Source organism: Vibrio sp. A1-1 (assembly GCF_021728175.1).
Classification (GTDB): domain Bacteria; phylum Pseudomonadota; class Gammaproteobacteria; order Enterobacterales; family Vibrionaceae; genus Vibrio; species Vibrio diabolicus.
Genome location: NZ_JAKKCL010000020.1, coordinates 34,922 through 53,881, shown reverse-complemented (window position 1 = coordinate 53,881; position 18,960 = coordinate 34,922). Strand labels below are relative to the sequence as shown.

Annotated in this window: 19 protein-coding genes; 16 read left to right on the top strand and 3 right to left on the bottom strand. The window is 46.3% G+C overall.

Features of this window, described 5'->3' with window-relative positions; all coding sequences use genetic code 11:
• Positions 1-452: 452 nt before the first annotated feature.
• From mnmG to glmU, 14 genes are all read left to right on the top strand, one after another.
• Positions 453-2,348, top strand: coding sequence for a tRNA uridine-5-carboxymethylaminomethyl(34) synthesis enzyme MnmG (mnmG, locus tag L3V30_RS21440; protein ID WP_047010278.1), 1,896 nt, complete (start codon positions 453-455; stop codon positions 2,346-2,348).
• The gene (gene rsmG / locus L3V30_RS21435) at positions 2,348-2,983 is read left to right on the top strand and encodes a 16S rRNA (guanine(527)-N(7))-methyltransferase RsmG (protein WP_005394093.1); all 636 of its coding nucleotides are present in this window, start codon (positions 2,348-2,350) and stop codon (positions 2,981-2,983) included. The genes mnmG and rsmG overlap by 1 nt, the downstream gene beginning before the upstream one ends.
• Before the next feature lie 10 nt (positions 2,984-2,993).
• The gene (locus L3V30_RS21430; RefSeq protein ID WP_005383838.1) at positions 2,994-3,767 is read left to right on the top strand and encodes a ParA family protein; all 774 of its coding nucleotides are present in this window, start codon (positions 2,994-2,996) and stop codon (positions 3,765-3,767) included.
• Between the two features lie 24 nt (positions 3,768-3,791).
• Positions 3,792-4,673, top strand: a complete 882-nt coding sequence (locus tag L3V30_RS21425; RefSeq protein ID WP_012841266.1) for a ParB/RepB/Spo0J family partition protein — start codon at positions 3,792-3,794, stop codon at positions 4,671-4,673.
• Positions 4,674-4,862: 189 nt separating this feature from the next.
• The gene (locus L3V30_RS21420) at positions 4,863-5,252 is read left to right on the top strand and encodes a F0F1 ATP synthase subunit I (protein ID WP_005378921.1); all 390 of its coding nucleotides are present in this window, start codon (positions 4,863-4,865) and stop codon (positions 5,250-5,252) included.
• Positions 5,253-5,260: 8 nt separating this feature from the next.
• On the top strand, positions 5,261-6,073 hold the full coding sequence (gene atpB, locus L3V30_RS21415) for a F0F1 ATP synthase subunit A (protein ID WP_005378922.1): 813 nt from the start codon (positions 5,261-5,263) through the stop codon (positions 6,071-6,073).
• A gap of 57 nt (positions 6,074-6,130) precedes the next feature.
• Positions 6,131-6,385 carry a F0F1 ATP synthase subunit C gene (gene atpE / locus L3V30_RS21410; RefSeq protein ID WP_002540812.1) on the top strand — a complete coding sequence of 85 codons (255 nt, stop codon included), beginning with the start codon at positions 6,131-6,133 and terminating at the stop codon, positions 6,383-6,385.
• 74 nt (positions 6,386-6,459) lie between these two features.
• On the top strand, positions 6,460-6,930 hold the full coding sequence (gene atpF / locus L3V30_RS21405) for a F0F1 ATP synthase subunit B (protein ID WP_031780375.1): 471 nt from the start codon (positions 6,460-6,462) through the stop codon (positions 6,928-6,930).
• A 14-nt stretch (positions 6,931-6,944) separates the two neighbouring features.
• Positions 6,945-7,478: a F0F1 ATP synthase subunit delta gene (gene atpH, locus L3V30_RS21400; protein ID WP_005394085.1), complete on the top strand. Its 534-nt coding sequence runs from the start codon at positions 6,945-6,947 to the stop codon at positions 7,476-7,478.
• Positions 7,479-7,491: 13 nt separating this feature from the next.
• Entirely contained in the window at positions 7,492-9,033 is a 1,542-nt protein-coding gene (gene atpA / locus L3V30_RS21395) for a F0F1 ATP synthase subunit alpha (protein ID WP_005394084.1), read from the top strand.
• 44 nt (positions 9,034-9,077) lie between these two features.
• Positions 9,078-9,944: a F0F1 ATP synthase subunit gamma gene (gene atpG / locus L3V30_RS21390; protein ID WP_005394082.1), complete on the top strand. Its 867-nt coding sequence runs from the start codon at positions 9,078-9,080 to the stop codon at positions 9,942-9,944.
• 35 nt (positions 9,945-9,979) lie between these two features.
• Positions 9,980-11,383, top strand: coding sequence for a F0F1 ATP synthase subunit beta (gene atpD, locus L3V30_RS21385; protein ID WP_005383849.1), 1,404 nt, complete (start codon positions 9,980-9,982; stop codon positions 11,381-11,383).
• An 18-nt stretch (positions 11,384-11,401) separates the two neighbouring features.
• Positions 11,402-11,824, top strand: a complete 423-nt coding sequence (locus tag L3V30_RS21380) for a F0F1 ATP synthase subunit epsilon (RefSeq protein WP_005378937.1) — start codon at positions 11,402-11,404, stop codon at positions 11,822-11,824.
• 149 nt (positions 11,825-11,973) lie between these two features.
• Positions 11,974-13,335, top strand: coding sequence for a bifunctional UDP-N-acetylglucosamine diphosphorylase/glucosamine-1-phosphate N-acetyltransferase GlmU (gene glmU, locus L3V30_RS21375; protein ID WP_237309824.1), 1,362 nt, complete (start codon positions 11,974-11,976; stop codon positions 13,333-13,335).
• Between the two features lie 81 nt (positions 13,336-13,416).
• Here the strand turns inward: glmU and L3V30_RS21370 are convergent, their stop codons facing one another.
• Positions 13,417-14,157, bottom strand: coding sequence for an amino acid ABC transporter permease (locus tag L3V30_RS21370; RefSeq protein ID WP_031780374.1), 741 nt, complete (start codon positions 14,155-14,157; stop codon positions 13,417-13,419).
• 115 nt (positions 14,158-14,272) lie between these two features.
• Here L3V30_RS21370 and L3V30_RS21365 point away from each other — a divergent pair, with 115 nt between their 5' ends.
• Complete coding sequence (locus tag L3V30_RS21365) at positions 14,273-15,049, top strand: transporter substrate-binding domain-containing protein (RefSeq protein WP_005394073.1); 777 nt, start codon at positions 14,273-14,275, stop codon at positions 15,047-15,049.
• Between the two features lie 45 nt (positions 15,050-15,094).
• Here the strand turns inward: L3V30_RS21365 and punC are convergent, their stop codons facing one another.
• Positions 15,095-16,300, bottom strand: a complete 1,206-nt coding sequence (gene punC, locus L3V30_RS21360; RefSeq protein WP_031780373.1) for a purine nucleoside transporter PunC — start codon at positions 16,298-16,300, stop codon at positions 15,095-15,097.
• A gap of 152 nt (positions 16,301-16,452) precedes the next feature.
• On the opposite strand from punC, the gene punR reads away from it, so the two are divergent.
• A complete protein-coding gene (gene punR, locus L3V30_RS21355; protein ID WP_005394068.1) occupies positions 16,453-17,355 on the top strand; it encodes a DNA-binding transcriptional activator PunR in 903 nt (300 codons plus the stop codon).
• Positions 17,356-17,410: 55 nt separating this feature from the next.
• On the opposite strand, the gene ilvA is transcribed toward punR, so the two are convergent.
• A complete protein-coding gene (ilvA, locus tag L3V30_RS21350; RefSeq protein ID WP_048625600.1) occupies positions 17,411-18,958 on the bottom strand; it encodes a threonine ammonia-lyase, biosynthetic in 1,548 nt (515 codons plus the stop codon).
• Positions 18,959-18,960: the final 2 nt, after the last annotated feature.

The window sequence follows — 18,960 nt, the reverse complement described above, 5'->3', positions numbered from 1 at the left end:
TCGAAATTCGGCTCTGTTTTCCCCAATGTGAATAACTCCCGTCAAATTATTTTGTTTAACTGCTCAAAAACCAACCAAACTAGCTGTGGATAACTACGATAAGATCCAGTGATTTTCCTTTAGTTATCCCAATAACAACTTTGATCAATTTTACCCCCTGTGTATAACTACCACTTTTGATCCCAGGTAATCCTCGATCTGATCCAATCATGATCACAAGATATGATCCAAAGAAGATCCATGATCTTGTTGATCATTTTTAGGTTATCCACAGAAACGGTCGATCCTAATAGTAGATCTAATAAAAGATCATATATATAGATCTTATATATATTTATCTTGAAGCTTAAAACGGATAAAACGAGAAAACGTTTTTCTCTGTGGCATAAAGCAGGTAAAATACGGCTCCTTTATCTGTCCATTAAATCCCTTTGAATACCTGAGGTCAGTTCATGCTTTATCACGAAAACTTTGACGTCATTGTTGTCGGTGGCGGACACGCAGGAACGGAAGCCGCGCTCGCATCTGCACGCACAGGACAAAAAACGCTTCTCCTTACCCATAACATCGATACATTAGGCCAGATGTCTTGTAACCCGGCGATTGGTGGTATTGGTAAAGGTCACTTAGTAAAAGAAGTGGATGCTATGGGCGGTTTGATGGCTGAAGCCATCGACCATGCAGGTATTCAATTCCGTACACTAAATGCTTCCAAAGGTCCTGCAGTTCGAGCGACTCGAGCTCAAGCGGATCGAGCTCTGTACAAAGCGTATGTCCGTAACGCATTAGAAAATGCACCTAACTTAACGCTGTTCCAGCAGTCAGTGGATGATCTGATTGTTGAGCAAGACCGCGCGGTTGGCGTGGTGACTCAAATGGGACTTCGCTTCCATGCGAAAGCCGTCGTACTAACGGTAGGTACGTTCCTTGGTGGTAAGATCCACATTGGCATGGAGAGCTCTTCAGGTGGACGTGCAGGGGATCCACCGTCGATCGCATTAGCGGATCGATTACGTGAGCTGCCATTCCGTGTGGATCGTTTAAAAACGGGTACCCCACCGCGCATTGATGCTCGCACTGTTGATTTTTCAGTGCTTGAAGCTCAGCACGGTGATAACCCTACCCCTGTATTTTCATTCATGGGTAAACGCGAACAACACCCGCGTCAGATCCCATGTTTTATTACGCACACCAATGAGCAAACGCACGACGTGATCCGTAGCAACTTGGATCGCAGTCCGATGTACGCGGGTGTGATTGAAGGCATTGGTCCGCGTTACTGCCCGTCGATTGAAGACAAAGTGATGCGTTTTGCGGATAAAAATAGCCACCAAATCTTCATTGAGCCAGAAGGTTTAACGACGCACGAGCTATACCCTAACGGTATCTCGACTAGCTTGCCATTTGATGTGCAAGTACAAATCGTTCGCTCAATGAAAGGCTTTGAAAATGCGCATATCGTTCGTCCTGGTTATGCGATTGAGTACGATTTCTTCGATCCACGTGATTTGAAGCAAACGTACGAAACCAAGTTTATTCATGGTCTGTTCTTTGCTGGTCAGATTAATGGTACGACTGGTTACGAAGAAGCCGCAGCGCAAGGCTTGATGGCCGGTCTAAACGCAAGCTTGTACAGCCAAGACAAAGAAGGCTGGAGCCCACGTCGTGACCAAGCTTACATGGGCGTATTGATTGATGATTTATCGACCATGGGTACCAAAGAACCGTACCGCATGTTCACTTCTCGTGCGGAATATCGCTTGTTGCTACGTGAAGATAACGCCGATTTACGTTTAACGGAAAAAGCACGCGAGTTAGGCTTGATTGACGATGTTCGTTGGGCTCGCTTTAACGAGAAACTCAATAACATGGAAACGGAACGTCAACGTTTGAAATCAACGTGGATGAATCCGAAGTCAGAAGGCGTGGATGAGCTGAACAAGCTGCTGAAAACACCAATGGCACGTGAAGCGAGTGGTGAGGATCTTCTGCGTCGTCCTGAGATCACGTATTCGCAACTGACGCAACTTGAAGCGTTTGCTCCTGCACTTGAAGATCAGCAAGCGGCTGAGCAAGTTGAAATTCAAGTAAAATACGATGGTTACATCAAGCGTCAGCAGGAAGAGATCGAAAAATCATTGCGTCACGAAAATACCAAGCTACCCGCAGATTTGGATTACCGCGATGTAAAAGGTTTATCAAACGAAGTCGTTGCTAAACTGAGTGAAGCCAAACCAGAGAGCATCGGTATTGCATCGCGCATTTCTGGTATTACGCCTGCTGCAATTTCTATTCTTCTTGTTCACTTGAAAAAACATGGTTTGCTGAAGAAAGGTGAGGAAGAATAATGAGCGCATTGCGAACAAAGCTGGATTCACTGATCGCGAAAACCGATTTAGAAGTGTCAGAGCAACAAAGAGAGCAATTGGTCGGTTACGTCGAACTGCTCGACAAGTGGAACAAAGCGTACAACTTAACGTCGGTGCGCGATCCGCTTGATATGTTAGTGAAACATATTCTTGATAGCATCGTGGTGAGCACACACCTGCCCGGTGAGCGCTTCATTGATGTTGGTACTGGTCCGGGTTTACCGGGCATACCTTTGGCAATCATGAACCCTGAGAAGACCTTCTTCTTGCTCGACAGTCTTGGCAAACGCATCCGTTTTATCAAGCAAGTCGTGCACACATTAGGGCTGAAAAACGTGACACCAATTCAAAGTCGCGTCGAAGAATTCCAACCTGAAGAAAAATTTGATGGCGTTTTGAGTCGAGCTTTTGCTTCAATGACAGACATGGTGGAATGGTGCCACCATTTGCCGAAACAAGAGCATGGGGTGTTTCTAGCGCTGAAAGGACAGCACCCTAAAGATGAAATGGATCAGCTTCCTGAATGGTGCAGTGTGACAGAGATCATATCTTTAGCTGTTCCTGAGTTGGAAGGTGATCGTCATCTAGTAATCTTATCGCGCAAGGAAAATTAGCGAGGTAATCGTGGGTAAAATTGTAGCAATCGCCAACCAGAAAGGTGGGGTCGGCAAAACAACAACGTGCATTAACTTAGCGGCTTCGATGGCGGCAACAAAGCGCAAGGTTTTGGTGATCGATCTCGACCCGCAAGGCAATGCTACGATGGCCAGTGGCGTGGATAAGTATATGGTCGATGCCACCGCATACGATCTTTTGGTCGAAGATACACCGTTCGATCAAGTCGTATGTACCCAAACCACAGGGAAGTATGATTTGATCGCGGCGAACGGTGACGTAACCGCGGCAGAGATCAAATTGATGGAAGTGTTCGCTCGCGAAGTGCGTTTAAAAAATGCATTGTCGTCAGTTCGCGATAACTATGATTTCATCTTTATTGATTGTCCTCCTTCTCTAAACCTTCTTACAATCAATGCGATGGCAGCAGCTGATTCTGTGCTGGTGCCGATGCAATGTGAATACTTTGCGTTAGAAGGTTTAACTGCTCTTATGGACACAATCAGCAAGTTAGCGGCTGTGGTTAATGAAAACCTCAAAATCGAAGGTTTACTGCGTACTATGTACGACCCGCGCAACCGCCTATCGAATGAAGTGTCCGATCAACTTAAAAAACACTTTGGCAATAAAGTTTACCGTACCGTCATTCCGCGTAATGTGCGTTTGGCCGAAGCGCCAAGTCACGGTAAACCTGCGATGTACTACGATAAGTACTCTGCAGGGGCCAAAGCGTATCTTGCTCTAGCGGGCGAAATGCTCCGCCGCGAAGAAATCCCAGTTTAACTCTAACCTAAGGAATTCAATCCCATGTCTAAGCGTGGTCTCGGAAAAGGACTGGATGCGTTATTGTCGACCAGTTCGTTTGCTCGTGAAAAACAGCATATTGCATCGCATAGCCAAGAATTATCGGCAGACGGTGAGTTAACCGACTTAGCGATTGGTCAATTGCAACCGGGCGTATACCAACCGCGTAAAGATATGGCGCCTGAAGCGCTAGAAGAATTAGCGGCTTCGATTCAGTCACAAGGCATTATTCAGCCAATCGTGGTTCGCCAGGTTGAAAGCGGCCAGTTTGAGATCATCGCAGGTGAGCGCCGCTGGCGTGCGGCAAGGCAGGCTGGTTTAAAACGCGTGCCGTGTTTGGTGAAGAAAGTCGAAGATCGCGCGGCGATTGCCATGGCGTTGATTGAGAACATTCAACGTGAAGACTTGAATGTGATTGAAGAAGCACAAGCGCTTGAGCGCTTACAAGACGAATTTACGCTTACGCATCAACAAGTCGCAGAAGTGATTGGTAAGTCGAGAACGACGGTCAGTAACTTGTTACGTTTAAACCAGCTTGAGTCCGATGTGAAAAGCTTGGTTGCGGATAAATTGCTAGAAATGGGTCATGCGCGAGCGCTATTGGCCTTGCAGGGTGAGAAGCAGGTTGAGGTTGCTCAACAAGTCGCGAAAAAGCAAATGACTGTTCGCCAAACCGAACAGTTAGTAAAAAAGTGCTTAGCCCCACAAAATGAGCAAAAAGGGCAACAAGAAGATACCGAAGCTGAGCAAATGTCGCATAAATTGAGTCAGCTGCTTGATGCAAAAGTTTCTCTGACCCGTTCTGCAAACGGAAAAGCGAAATTGACGATAAGTCTTGATGAGCCTCACAAATTGGACCAACTAATTGCCAAGCTTGAGGCCTAGATGAGATAATTGATTTAGGTCAATTAATCTAATTAATCGAATTTTGTGCGAAAGTTGTCGTTTTGTAAACAAAACTGTAAGTTTTTGATGCAATCGAATTGCTTTACGTTGAACTGAACGTATAATTTTCGCCAATTTCCCAGCACAGAGAGTTTAGTGCGAAGTGGATATTACTAGAGGTACGAATACATGGTAGCTGCGTTAGCTAGACCAGGACGAGAGCTCGCAAGGCAATTGTTAATGATCCAGTCTGGCGCGGTTATTTTTGTGGCAGCAGGAATGGCGGTAGCCATAAATCCTGACTGGGGATTTTCAGCGTTGATTGGCGGAGGCATTTTTGTTGTTGCCAATGCAGTATTCGCGTTGTGTGCTTTCATGTTTAGTGGGGCTCGCGCTGCCAAGCGCATCGCGGCTTCCTTCTATACGGGTGAAGTACTGAAAATTCTCATCACGGTTGCACTGTTCTATGTTGCCTACATGTATATGCAGGTGGAACTTGTTCCCCTCAAACTAACCTATTTGCTGGTACTAGGTATTAATATCTGTGCACCAGTGCTATTCATTAACAACAAAAAATAGGATGAGTTATGGCTGCGCCAGGTGAAGCGCTAACATCGTCCGGTTACATTGCCCACCACCTTTCTAACCTATCGCTGTATAAGTTGGGTTTAGTAGGGTCGGAGACAAGTTTCTGGAACGTACATATCGATAGCCTGTTTTTTTCTTGGTTTACTGGTTTAATCTTCCTCGGAATTTTTTACAAAGTAGCGAAGAGAACAACAGCGGGTGTACCGGGTAAGCTTCAGTGTGCTGTAGAAATGATCGTTGAATTTGTCGCCGATAACGTCAAAGACACGTTCCATGGACGCAACCCACTGATCGCGCCTTTAGCACTGACTATCTTTTGTTGGGTATTTTTGATGAACGTGATGGACTTAGTTCCTATCGACTTCTTACCGTACCCAGCAGAACATTGGCTAGGTATCCCTTACCTTAAGGTTGTACCGTCTGCTGATGTGAATATCACCATGGCTATGGCTCTAGGCGTTTTTGCATTGATGATTTACTACAGCATCAAAGTGAAAGGTCTAGGTGGATTCGCAAAAGAACTTGCACTACATCCATTCAATCACCCACTTATGATTCCGTTTAACCTACTGATTGAAGTGGTATCGCTACTGGCGAAACCTCTATCACTTGGTATGCGTCTATTCGGTAACATGTTCGCGGGTGAGGTTGTATTCATTCTTTGTGCGGCAATGCTACCATGGTACTTACAATGGATGGGTTCACTACCGTGGGCAATCTTCCATATCTTGGTTATTACGATTCAAGCCTTCGTATTCATGATGTTGACAATTGTTTACCTGTCAATGGCACACGAAGATCCTGATCATTAATTTTTTTAAAGCTTTTTATTTGGGCACTAAGCCAACAACTATAAATTGGAGATAGTAATGGAAACTTTACTGAGCTTTTCTGCAATCGCCGTAGGTATTATCGTCGGTCTTGCTTCTCTTGGTACAGCGATTGGTTTCGCACTGCTAGGTGGTAAATTCCTAGAAGGTGCTGCACGTCAACCAGAAATGGCTCCTATGCTACAAGTTAAGATGTTCATCATCGCGGGTCTACTTGATGCGGTTCCAATGATCGGTATCGTAATCGCGCTACTATTCACTTTCGCAAACCCATTCGTTGGTCAACTAGGTTAATCACCTTTAACTCGGGACGAGCGATTAGCGCTTGTCACTGATTAACACTAAGTCCAAATAGAGGGGTAGCTGTTGTGAACATAAACGCAACTCTGCTAGGTCAAGCAATCTCGTTTGCACTATTTGTGTGGTTCTGCATGAAGTATGTATGGCCACCATTGATGAAAGCGATCGAAGAGCGTCAGAAGAAAATTGCTGATGGCCTTCAAGCAGCAGAACGTGCTGCGAAAGACTTGGATCTAGCACAAGCCAACGCTTCTGATCAATTGAAAGAAGCGAAGCGCACAGCAACTGAGATCATCGAACAAGCGAACAAGCGCAAGTCTCAAATTCTTGATGAAGCTCGCGAGGAAGCTCAGGCAGAACGCCAGAAAATCCTAGCGCAAGCAGAAGCAGAACTTGAAGCTGAACGCAATCGTGCGCGCGATGACCTGCGCAAACAAGTTGCTACTCTGGCTGTAGCTGGTGCTGAGAAAATCCTTGAGCGTTCTATCGATAAAGATGCGCAAAAAGATATTCTCGACAACATTACTGCAAAACTTTAAGTCTGGGGGCGCATATGTCTGATTTGACTACTATCGCACGCCCCTATGCTAAAGCAGCCTTCGACTTTGCTTTAGAGAAAGACCAGTTGGACCAATGGGGCCAAATGTTATCTTTTGCTGCTGAAGTGGCCAAAAACGAACAAATGAACGAACTTCTAACCGGTTCGGTTTCTGCTGATAAAATGGCAGAGATTTTTGTTGCAGTTTGCGGCGAACAAGTTGATACGCACGGTCAAAACCTTTTGAAGGTGATGGCTGAGAATGGTCGTTTAGCGGCCCTTCCTGATGTTTGCACAGAGTTTTACACTCTGAAGAAAGAGCATGAGAAAGAAATCGATGTTGAAGTCATTTCAGCAACAGAACTTTCTGATGAGCAACTTGCAAACATTGGCAGCAAACTTGAAAAGCGTCTTGAACGCAAAGTGAAGCTGAATTGCAGTGTAGATGAGACCCTACTTGGTGGGGTTATTATTCGAGCCGGAGACCTAGTCATCGATGACTCAGCGCGTGGTCGTTTGAACCGCCTGAGCGATGCATTGCAGTCTTAATGGGGATTGGAGCATGCAACTTAATTCCACGGAAATTAGCGATCTAATCAAACAACGTATCGAATCTTTCGAAGTTGTTAGTGAAGCTCGCAACGAGGGTACTATCGTATCGGTAAGCGATGGTATCATCCGCATCCACGGCCTAGCGGACGTGATGCAAGGTGAAATGATTGAATTACCGGGTGGCCGTTATGCACTGGCACTTAACCTTGAGCGTGACTCGGTTGGTGCGGTTGTAATGGGCCCATATGCTGACCTTAAGGAAGGCATGAAAGTTACAGGTACTGGCCGCATTCTTGAAGTGCCAGTTGGTCCAGAACTACTAGGCCGCGTAGTAAACACGCTGGGTGAGCCTATCGATGGTAAAGGTCCAATCGAAGCGAAAATGACTTCGCCTGTAGAAGTGATCGCACCAGGTGTAATCGACCGTAAATCGGTAGACCAACCTGTGCAAACTGGTTATAAGTCAGTTGACTCAATGATCCCAATCGGTCGTGGTCAGCGTGAGCTTATTATCGGTGACCGTCAGATTGGTAAAACAGCACTGGCGATCGATGCGATCATCAACCAGAAAGACTCTGGTATTTTCTCTATCTACGTAGCAATTGGTCAGAAAGCATCGACTATCGCTAACGTAGTTCGCAAACTAGAAGAGCACGGCGCACTACAAAACACTATCGTTGTAGTTGCATCAGCTTCTGAATCTGCAGCGCTGCAATACCTAGCGCCATACGCAGGTTGTGCGATGGGTGAATACTTCCGCGATCGCGGTGAAGACGCACTGATTGTTTACGATGACCTATCTAAGCAAGCGGTAGCTTACCGTCAGATCTCTCTACTACTTAAACGTCCACCAGGCCGTGAGGCATTCCCAGGTGACGTATTCTACTTACACTCGCGTCTACTAGAGCGTGCAGCTCGTGTAAACGAAGAGTACGTAGAGCGTTTCACTAACGGTGAAGTGAAAGGTAAGACTGGTTCATTGACTGCTCTTCCTATCATCGAAACTCAAGCAGGTGACGTTTCAGCATTCGTACCGACTAACGTAATCTCGATTACCGATGGTCAGATCTTCCTACAAACTGAGCTATTCAACGCCGGTGTTCGTCCAGCGGTTGACCCAGGTATCTCAGTATCTCGTGTAGGTGGTTCAGCTCAGACGAAAATCATCAAGAAACTATCAGGTGGTATCCGTACAGCACTAGCTGCATACCGCGAACTAGCAGCATTTGCTCAGTTCTCTTCTGACCTTGATGAAGCAACGAAGAAACAGCTAGACCATGGTCAAAAAGTAACAGAACTAATGAAGCAGAAGCAGTACGCTCCAATGTCTGTATTTGACCAAGCTCTAACTATCTTCGCGGCAGAGCGCGGTTACCTTGATGATGTAGAACTTAACAAAGTTCTAGATTTCGAGGCGGCTCTACTATCGTACGCTCGCGGTCAATACGCTGAACTAGCAGCTGAGATCGACAAGTCTGGCGCTTACAACGATGAAATCGAAGCTCAGTTGAAGAAACTGACTGACGACTTCAAAGCAACCCAAACTTGGTAATTAGGTCGGTGGCAGTTTCTGCCACCAACTAACGGAGAGTAACGATGGCCGGCGCAAAAGAGATACGTAATAAAATCGGTAGTGTTAAAAGCACGCAGAAAATTACGAAAGCGATGGAAATGGTAGCAGCTTCAAAAATGCGTCGTTCTCAAGATGCAATGGAAGCTTCTCGTCCATACGCTGAAACAATGCGTAAAGTGATCGGTCATGTGGCTAACGCAAACCTAGAGTACCGTCATCCGTACCTAGAAGAGCGTGAAGCTAAACGTGTTGGTTACATCATCGTTTCGACAGACCGTGGTCTGTGTGGTGGTTTGAACATTAACGTGTTCAAAAAAGCCGTTACAGACATGCAAGCATGGAGAGAGAAAGGTGCTGAGATTGAGCTTGCCGTTGTTGGCTCAAAAGCAACAGCTTTCTTTAAACATGGTGGCGCAAAAGTTGCGGCACAGGTTTCTGGCCTGGGTGATAACCCAAGCTTAGAAGACCTAATCGGTTCTGTTGGCGTAATGCTGAAGAAATACGATGAAGGTGAACTGGACCGTCTATACGTAGTATTCAACAAGTTTGTGAATACTATGGTTCAGCAACCAACGATCGATCAATTGCTACCTTTGCCTAAATCGGACAGCGAAGAGATGCAGCGTGAGCACTCATGGGACTACATCTATGAGCCTGAGCCAAAACCTCTACTGGATACGCTACTAGTGCGTTACGTAGAGTCTCAGGTATACCAAGGTGTGGTTGAGAACCTTGCTTGTGAACAAGCGGCTCGAATGATTGCGATGAAGGCTGCAACGGATAACGCAACCAACTTGATTGACGATTTGGAACTTGTGTACAACAAAGCCCGTCAGGCTGCGATCACACAAGAACTATCGGAAATCGTTGGTGGTGCAGCTGCGGTTTAAGCTTAGGTAAAACGAAATAGTTTAGAGGATTAACGATGGCTACAGGTAAGATCGTACAGATCATCGGTGCGGTAGTCGACGTAGAGTTCCCACAGAGCAATGTACCTAGTGTATATGACGCTCTAAACGTAACGGACTCAAAAGAGCGTCTAGTTCTTGAAGTTCAACAACAGCTAGGCGGTGGCGTAGTTCGTTGTATCGTAATGGGTAGCTCTGATGGTTTACGTCGTGGAGTTGAAGTGGTTAACACTGGCGCTCCAATTTCAGTACCAGTCGGTACTAAAACTCTAGGTCGTATCATGAACGTCCTAGGTGACGCGATTGATGAGCGTGGTGAAGTGGGCGCGGAAGAGGTTTACTCTATCCACCGCAGCGCACCAAGCTACGAAGAACAATCAAACGAGATCGCACTTCTAGAAACGGGCGTTAAAGTAATCGACCTAATTTGTCCATTCGCTAAGGGTGGTAAAATCGGTCTATTCGGTGGTGCAGGTGTAGGTAAGACCGTTAACATGATGGAACTTATCAACAACATCGCACTACAGCACTCAGGTCTATCCGTATTTGCGGGTGTTGGTGAGCGTACTCGTGAAGGTAACGATTTCTACTACGAGATGCAGGAAGCGGGCGTTGTAAACGTTGAGAAGCCTGAAGAATCGAAAGTAGCGATGGTTTACGGTCAGATGAACGAGCCACCAGGTAACCGTCTACGTGTTGCACTGACTGGTCTAACAATGGCAGAACGTTTCCGTGACGAAGGTCGTGACGTACTACTGTTCATTGATAACATCTACCGTTACACACTTGCAGGTACAGAGGTATCGGCACTGCTAGGTCGTATGCCTTCTGCGGTAGGTTACCAGCCAACTCTTGCAGAAGAGATGGGTGTACTTCAGGAGCGTATCACGTCAACGAAATCAGGTTCTATCACGTCTGTACAGGCGGTATACGTACCTGCGGATGACTTGACTGACCCGTCTCCAGCAACCACGTTCGCGCACTTGGATGCAACGGTTGTACTTAACCGTAACATCGCTGCAATGGGTCTATACCCTGCGATCGACCCACTAGATTCAACATCTCGTATGCTTGATCCACTAGTAGTTGGTCAAGATCACTACGAAGTTGCTCGTGGCGTTCAGCAGACACTTCAGCGCTACAAAGAGCTGAAAGACATCATTGCTATCCTAGGTATGGACGAGCTATCTGAAGAAGATAAGCAAGTTGTATCTCGTGCACGTAAGATTGAGCGTTTCCTAACTCAGCCTTACCACGTAGCAGAAGTATTTACAGGTGACCCTGGTATTTACGTACCTCTAAAAGAGACTCTACGTGGCTTCAAAGGTCTACTAGCTGGTGAATACGACGACATTCCTGAGCAGGCATTCATGTACTGCGGTAGCATCGACGATGCTATTGAGAATGCGAAGAAGCTATAAGGCTAACTAGGAGGCGATATGGCAGCAATAACCTTTCACCTAGACGTAGTAAGCGCTGAGAAGAAAATCTTCTCTGGTCGTGTTGAAACGTTTCAGGTGACCGGTAGCGAAGGTGAACTTGGTATTTTCCATGGTCACACACCGCTGCTGACCGCTATCAAGCCTGGTATGGTGCGTATTGTGAAACAGCACGGCCACGAAGAAATCATTTATGTTTCTGGTGGTATGGTAGAGATTCAGCCTGGTACAGCGACTGTACTGGCTGATACCGCTATCCGTGGTGAAGAGCTAGACGCAGCGAAGGCAGAAGAAGCCAAGCGCCGCGCTGAGGAGCAAATCCAGAATCAGCATGGTGACATGGACTTCGCACAAGCGGCCAGTGAACTGGCTAAAGCCATTGCTCAGCTACGAGTTATCGAGCTGACAAAAAAGCGTCGCTAAGCTCAATTAGCAACGTTGCATGACAAAAGGCGGCCAAATGGTCGCCTTTTTGATTAATTTTAGTTGGAAATTTACCTTACTCCATTAACTATTTTAAAAGAGCTGTTTAAAATAACGGCCAATTAACATAAAACGTCAATAGGTTATCAATGAAATTCAGTGCTGTGATTCTTGCTGCGGGTAAAGGTACCCGTATGCATTCGAACATGCCTAAAGTGCTACACACTTTGGCAGGGAAGCCAATGGCAAAACATGTGATTGATACATGTACTGGTCTTGGTGCACAAAATATTCACTTAGTATTTGGTCACGGTGGTGATCAAATGCAAACCACTCTTGCTGAAGAGCCAGTAAACTGGGTGCTGCAAGCGGATCAGTTGGGGACTGGCCATGCAGTTGACCAAGCATCTCCTCGCTTCGAAGACGATGAGAAAATCCTCGTGCTTTATGGTGATGTGCCATTAATCTCAGCTGAAACCATCGAGAACTTGTTGGATGCTCAACCAACTGGTGGTATTGCACTGCTTACAGTGATGCTTGATAACCCAACAGGTTATGGTCGTATTATTCGTAAAAATGGTCCTGTTGTTGCGATCGTTGAGCAAAAAGATGCAACGGAAGAACAAAAACAAATTAAAGAGATCAACACGGGTGTCATGGTTGCGACCGGTGGGGATCTTAAGCGTTGGTTGTCTGGCTTAAACAACAACAACGCGCAAGGCGAGTACTACCTAACTGACGTTATTGCAGCCGCACACGATGAAGGTCGCGCCGTTGAAGCAGTACACCCAGTCAATGCCATTGAGGTGGAAGGGGTCAACGACCGCGCACAGCTTGCTCGTCTAGAGCGTGCTTTCCAATCAATGCAAGCTCAGAAGCTACTAGAGCAAGGTGTGATGCTACGCGATCCAGCACGCTTTGATTTGCGTGGTGAGTTGCAGTGCGGTATGGACTGTGAAATTGACGTGAATGTTATCATTGATGGTAAAGTATCACTCGGTGATAACGTGGTTATCGGTGCTGGCTGTGTACTGAAAGATTGCGAAATCGACGACAACACCATCGTTCGCCCTTACAGTGTGATTGAAGGTGCAACGGTTGGTGAAGAATGTACCGTTGGTCCATTTACTCGCCTTCGTCCTGGTGCTGAGATGCGTAACGATTCCCATGTGGGTAACTTCGTAGAAGTGAAAAATGCGCGTATCGGAGAAGGCTCAAAAGCGAACCATCTAACTTACCTTGGTGATGCTGAAATCGGTCAACGTACGAACATCGGTGCCGGTACGATTACTTGTAACTACGATGGTGCGAACAAGTTTAAAACCATCATCGGTAATGATGTTTTTGTTGGTTCTGATAGTCAACTGGTGGCGCCTGTCACTATCGCTGATGGCGCAACCATCGGTGCAGGCACGACGCTGACAAAAGATGTTGAAGAAGGCGAGTTAGTGATTACTCGCGTCAAAGAGCGCAAAATTAATGGCTGGCAACGCCCTGTAAAACAGAAATAAGCAGTACCTGCGCTCTGTCGCTATATTGTCAAAGCCGCTCAACAAGAGCGGCTTTGTTGTTTCTAGCTAAAGGCTTCATCGTTAGTAACTGGGAATGGCGATGCGTTTTTCGAGCCAACGAACAGCTTGGGATACGAATAGAATGAGCAACAAGTACTCCAAAACGAGGAAGGTATAAATCTCTAAGGGTAAGTACTCATTCACCACCAGCTCATTGGCACGGCGAGTGAGATCGCTTAAACCAATAACACTGACTAAAGAGCTCATCTTGAGGATGTAGACAAATTGATTGCCCAGTGGCGGGAGAATTTGCCGAAACGCTTGAGGAAGAATTACCAAGCGCATCTTTTGCCAATAGCTTAAGCCCAAAGATTCAGCCGCTTCATGCTGGCCACGACTGATGGCTTGGATTCCACCGCGAAACACCTCCGCCATAAACGCACTCTCAGCAATGGTCAGTGCAATGACTCCTGCCCAAAAGTGATTGAGTGAAACATCCAATAGCGTTGGCATACCGTAATACACCCAAAGTAGTAAGACTAAAACAGGCACTGAACGGACTACCTCGACATAAATGCGGTTGATCCACTTCAAGTAGGGAGAGTTCGACAGAGCCGGTAGGGCGATGATTAAACCTAAGGTCATCGCAAATAACATACTGAGGAGTGATACTTGGATGGTGTCACTAAATCCGGCGATTAAAAACTTCAGATTGGTGAGTCCTTGCTCCGTGGAGGGATCGAGCACATACCAGCCCCATTGATAATCTGAGCAACCTGTGAGCAACAGCAGCGAAATCAGCCATAGAGTTCGAAAGGTCACATTTACTCCCTGAATTAACTAAAAAACTTCCATTGTTGCTGCTATGTTATCAATAGAGCTTTAATAAAGGTTAATCATTAAACCGTATAAGGTCATTATTTTTAAGGGAATAAAAATGAAAAAGATTTTACTAGCGCTAGGAATGTGTTTACTTGCTGCAACTCAAATTGCTCATGCTGAAAGCCGTCTTCAATCCATTTTAGACAGTGGTGTACTCCGTGTTGGAACGACGGGAGATTGGAATCCGATGACGATGAAAGACCCTGCAACCAACAGTTATCGTGGCTTTGATATCGACGTAACGACCGAGCTTGCTAAAGATCTCGGTGTAAAAGTAGAGTATGTAGCCACGGATTGGAAGACACTAGTCAATGGCATTACCGCCAACAAATACGATATTACTGGCAGCGCGTCCCTGAATATGTCGCGCGCGAAAGTCGCTGGATACAGCCAACCGTATTTCTACCTTGCCTTTGTACCCGTTGTGCAAAAGAAAGATCTCGCCAAATTCTCTGATTGGGCAGATTTTAATACGCCTGATGTGAAAGTCGCGGCGACACTAGGAACGGTGCAAGAAAAAATGGTGAAAGAGTTTTTCCCGCTGGCTCAACACATTGTGATTGAAGCGCCAGCGCGCGACTTCCAAGAATTACTAGCTCGCAGGGCCGATGTATCGGTGACGTCCAATGTGGAAGCAGCGACGTTGGTGGACAAGTTTAAACAACTGGCGATAGTACCAGTGACCGCTCCGCGTAAACCGACACCAATTGCGATGCTGTTGCCGCAAGACGATCAAGTATGGATTAATTACATCAACCATTGGGTTGAGCTGAAAAAGACCCAAGGCTTTTTCAAGCTGACTGCCAAGAAATGGGGGTTGAAAAGCTTATAAACAAAAAGAGCCGCATTACGCGGCTCTTTTTTATTGTCTGAACAATTAAAGTTCGTCTTCACTCACTACACGAGCATTGTCTGGAGTCGTGAAGTGCTGAGACAATTCACGGTTAGATAAGATGTAACCCATCCAAAGACCACCCATACAGATGATGATTGCAACGCCCGTTACCATTTGAGCTTGGCTTGCCATTGCAGCAACTAATGCGCTTGATAGACTGCTCACAGTAATTTGTAAGCTGTTTTGCAGGCCTGCAGCTGTTGCAGGGCTTTGCTTAGCACTTGCCAACGCGCGGTTTACTACGATTGGGTATAGCGCACCATTGGCTACCGCAATTAAACAGAAAGGCGCTAGAATTGGCCAGATAGAAGACAGTTCCCATTGTGAGGCAATGAATATCATTATTGCCGCGACACTAAATAGTCCAATCAATTGACGTAGAACTTTTTCATCACCAAATTTACGAACGCCGACTTTACCCAAGTAACCACCAGCCATAAACGCGATAGTTTGTGGGATAAAGCTCAAACCAATATCTTTTGCTTCATAGCCTAGTTGCGCCATGATTTCTGGCATACCAGTTAGGTAAGCAAAGAATGCAGCCGAAGCCGTCGCAAACATAAACACGTTGCCAAGGTACTTTTTAGAACTCAGCAGCGCTTTGATGTCGGCAGACATACTGGTTTGTTTGATTTCTGCTTTCTCGTCTTTTTGGGCCATTGTCGCAAAGACCAAGAAGACACCAACTAGTGTTAGCGTAATAAAGATACTGTGCCAGCCGAAGTTATCTGCCAACACTACCCCTAATTGAGGTGCTAGCGCTGGTGATAGCGCGACTAACGGCATGATCGTTGCGAAAATTTGCTGACTGCTGCTTGAGTAGCGTTTAATGACCATAGCTTGCCAGATCACTGCTGGTGCACATACACCGATAGCTTGGATAAAGCGCAGTGTCAGTAGTTGCCATACTTGGTCACAGAAAGCCAAACCGAATGATGCGATAGTAAACAGCACTAACCCGGCCGCGAGTGTATTGCGGTGGCCAAATTTATCGGATGCCAATCCCCACATTAGCTGGCCAACCGCCATACCAACTAGGAACACCGTTAAAGAGAGCGCTATTTGCTCTGGGCCTGTTGCAAAGTCGATTTCCATCGCTTTGAATGCTGGCAGATACATATCGGTAGCAACGAAGCCAAGCATCGATAATGCTGCCAGATAAATGAGCTGTAGTTTTGATATTTTCATGATTCAACCAGTCAAATTATTTAATCATTTTTTAATCAACATCAGTTGGCGCCAACCCTGATTTATTTACCTTATTATTCTATTTTTCGATTTTGATAAAATAAAACGCTAAAATTGTTGGTTATCAATCAAATTTTTTGAAAGGTTAAATCATGTTCTCTAAAGCGTCTCTGGAAATGCTGGATACGGTTGCCCGTTTAGGCAGTTTCACCGCTGCGGCTGAGGTGCTGCATAAAGTCCCTTCTGCCATCAGCTATGGAGTAAGGCAGGTCGAGCAAGATTTAGATGTGGTGCTATTTCGACGCTTACCGAGGAAAGTGGAGTTAACTCCAGCAGGTGAACTTTTTATGGCTGAGGCTCGCTCTTTGCTGCGTCAAATGGAAGAGGTGAAAGCACAAACGCGGCGAGCGGCTCAAGGATGGAAGAGCACGTTAAAGCTGACCTTAGATAACGTGGTGAAGTTAGAAAAACTCAAACCTTTAGTGGAAGATTTTTATCGCGAGTTTGAATTTGCTGAATTGCAGATCAATATGGAGGTCTTCAATGGTTCTTGGGAAGCCATAGCACAAGGACGAGCCGATATTGTCGTTGGCGCGACATCTGCGGTTCCCGTTGGTGGGGATTTTGAAGTCAAAGATATGGGCGTATTGGATTGGGCATTTGTGATGTCTCCCGCTCATCCCTGTGTTCGCCAACAAGTGCTTACTGAAGAGTTTGTGAGTCAATTTCCGGCGATCTGCCTTGATGATACTTCGAACGTGCTGCCAAAGCGCCATACTGGCCATTATCCGCAACAACGCCGATTGTTACTACCCAACTGGTACAGTGCAATTGAATGTTTGAAAAATGGAGTTGGCGTGGGTTATATGCCACGTCATATTGCAACGCCACTGATCAATGATGGTGTGCTGGTGGAGAAGGTGATGCCAGATGATAAGCCGCTCAGTCATTGTTGCTTGGTCTGGCGCAAAGATGATAATCATAAATTGATCCAATGGATGGTGGATTACCTAGGATCGCCTAATCAGCTACATCAAGATTGGTTACAGTCATAAAAAAACACCTCGCAATCGCGAGGTGTTTTATTTGATATGTTTGGAATGTGGCTTTTTATGACAGGAAGAACTTGTAAGACGGGTTGTCTGTTTCGTCTTTGCATTGATAGCCAAGTTCGCGCAAATGCGCAGAAAATTGAGCTAAATCCCCTTCATCTAACTCGAAACCACATAAAACGCGTCCGTAGTCGGCACCGTGGTTACGGTAGTTGAACAAGCTAATATTCCAATGGGTACCAAGAGTGCTTAAGAATTTCAGTAAGGCACCTGGGTACTCTGGAAATTCAAAGCTGTAGAGTCGCTCTTTGAGTTGCTTCGATGGCTTCCCGCCGATCATGTAGCGAACGTGTAGCTTCGCCATTTCATCGTCAGAAAGGTCAACCACCGGATAGCCACCTTCACGTAGATCGTGAATGATGTTTTCCAACTCTTCTTGACCGCCTTGCAGACGGACACCGACAAAGATATTAGCGAGTTCGTCATCGTTATAACGATAGTTAAACTCCGTTACGGCACGACCGCCAATCAAGTTACAGAACTCAAAGAACGCTCCTTGGCGTTCAGGGATCGTCACTGCCAATAAACCTTCACGTTTTTCACCTAACTCGCAACGTTCTGACACATAGCGTAACCCGTGGAAGTTGGTGTTTGCGCCAGACAGTACCGTGCCTAGGTTTTTGTCTTTCAGCTTGTTCTGTTCAGCAAACTTCTTCAAACCTGCCAGAGCAAGTGCGCCCGAAGGCTCAGCAATCGCACGGGTATCTTCAAAGATGTCTTTTACGGCTGCGCAGATTTCATCACTAGAGACCGCAATATGGCCATCAATGTACTTTTGACACAGACGGAAAGTCTCTTCACCAATGCGTTTTACTGCGACGCCATCGGCAAACATGCTGACTTGGTCTAGTACCACTGGTTCACCAGCATCCAGCGCGGCTTTAAGACAAGATGAGTCTTCCGGCTCTACGGCAATGACTTTGATTTCTGGCATGAGCTGCTTCACGAGTACCGCAACACCGGCAGCTAAACCGCCACCACCGACAGGAACAAAGATGTAATCAAGGTGACCATTTTGCTGCAGCATTTCCATACCGATGGTGCCTTGACCTGCAATCACCAGTGGGTGATCGAAAGGAGGGACAAAAGTGTAACCATATTGCTCTGACAAACGTTCGGCTTCTGCTTTTGCTTCATCAAAGTTGCTGCCGTGTAGTACCACATTGCCACCAAAGCTGCGTACGGCGTCGACTTTGATATCCGGCGTGGTCTTTGGCATCACGATGGTGGTTTTGATGCCCAGCTTAGTGCCAGACAGCGCCATGCCTTGAGCGTGGTTACCTGCCGATGCTGCGATGACACCAGCGGCTTTCTGCGCTTCAGATAAACTCGCCACCATGTTGTATGCACCGCGCAATTTGAACGAGTGCACGGGTTGGCGATCTTCACGCTTGATCTGCACATTATTCCCGATACGTGCAGATAAACGAGGCATTTCTTGCAGTGGCGTCACTGTTGCTACTTCATAAACAGGTGCGCGAAGGATTTGGCGCAGATAATCTGCGCCAGTTTGGTTCACTTGTTTTTCGGGTTGAGCTTCCATCATTG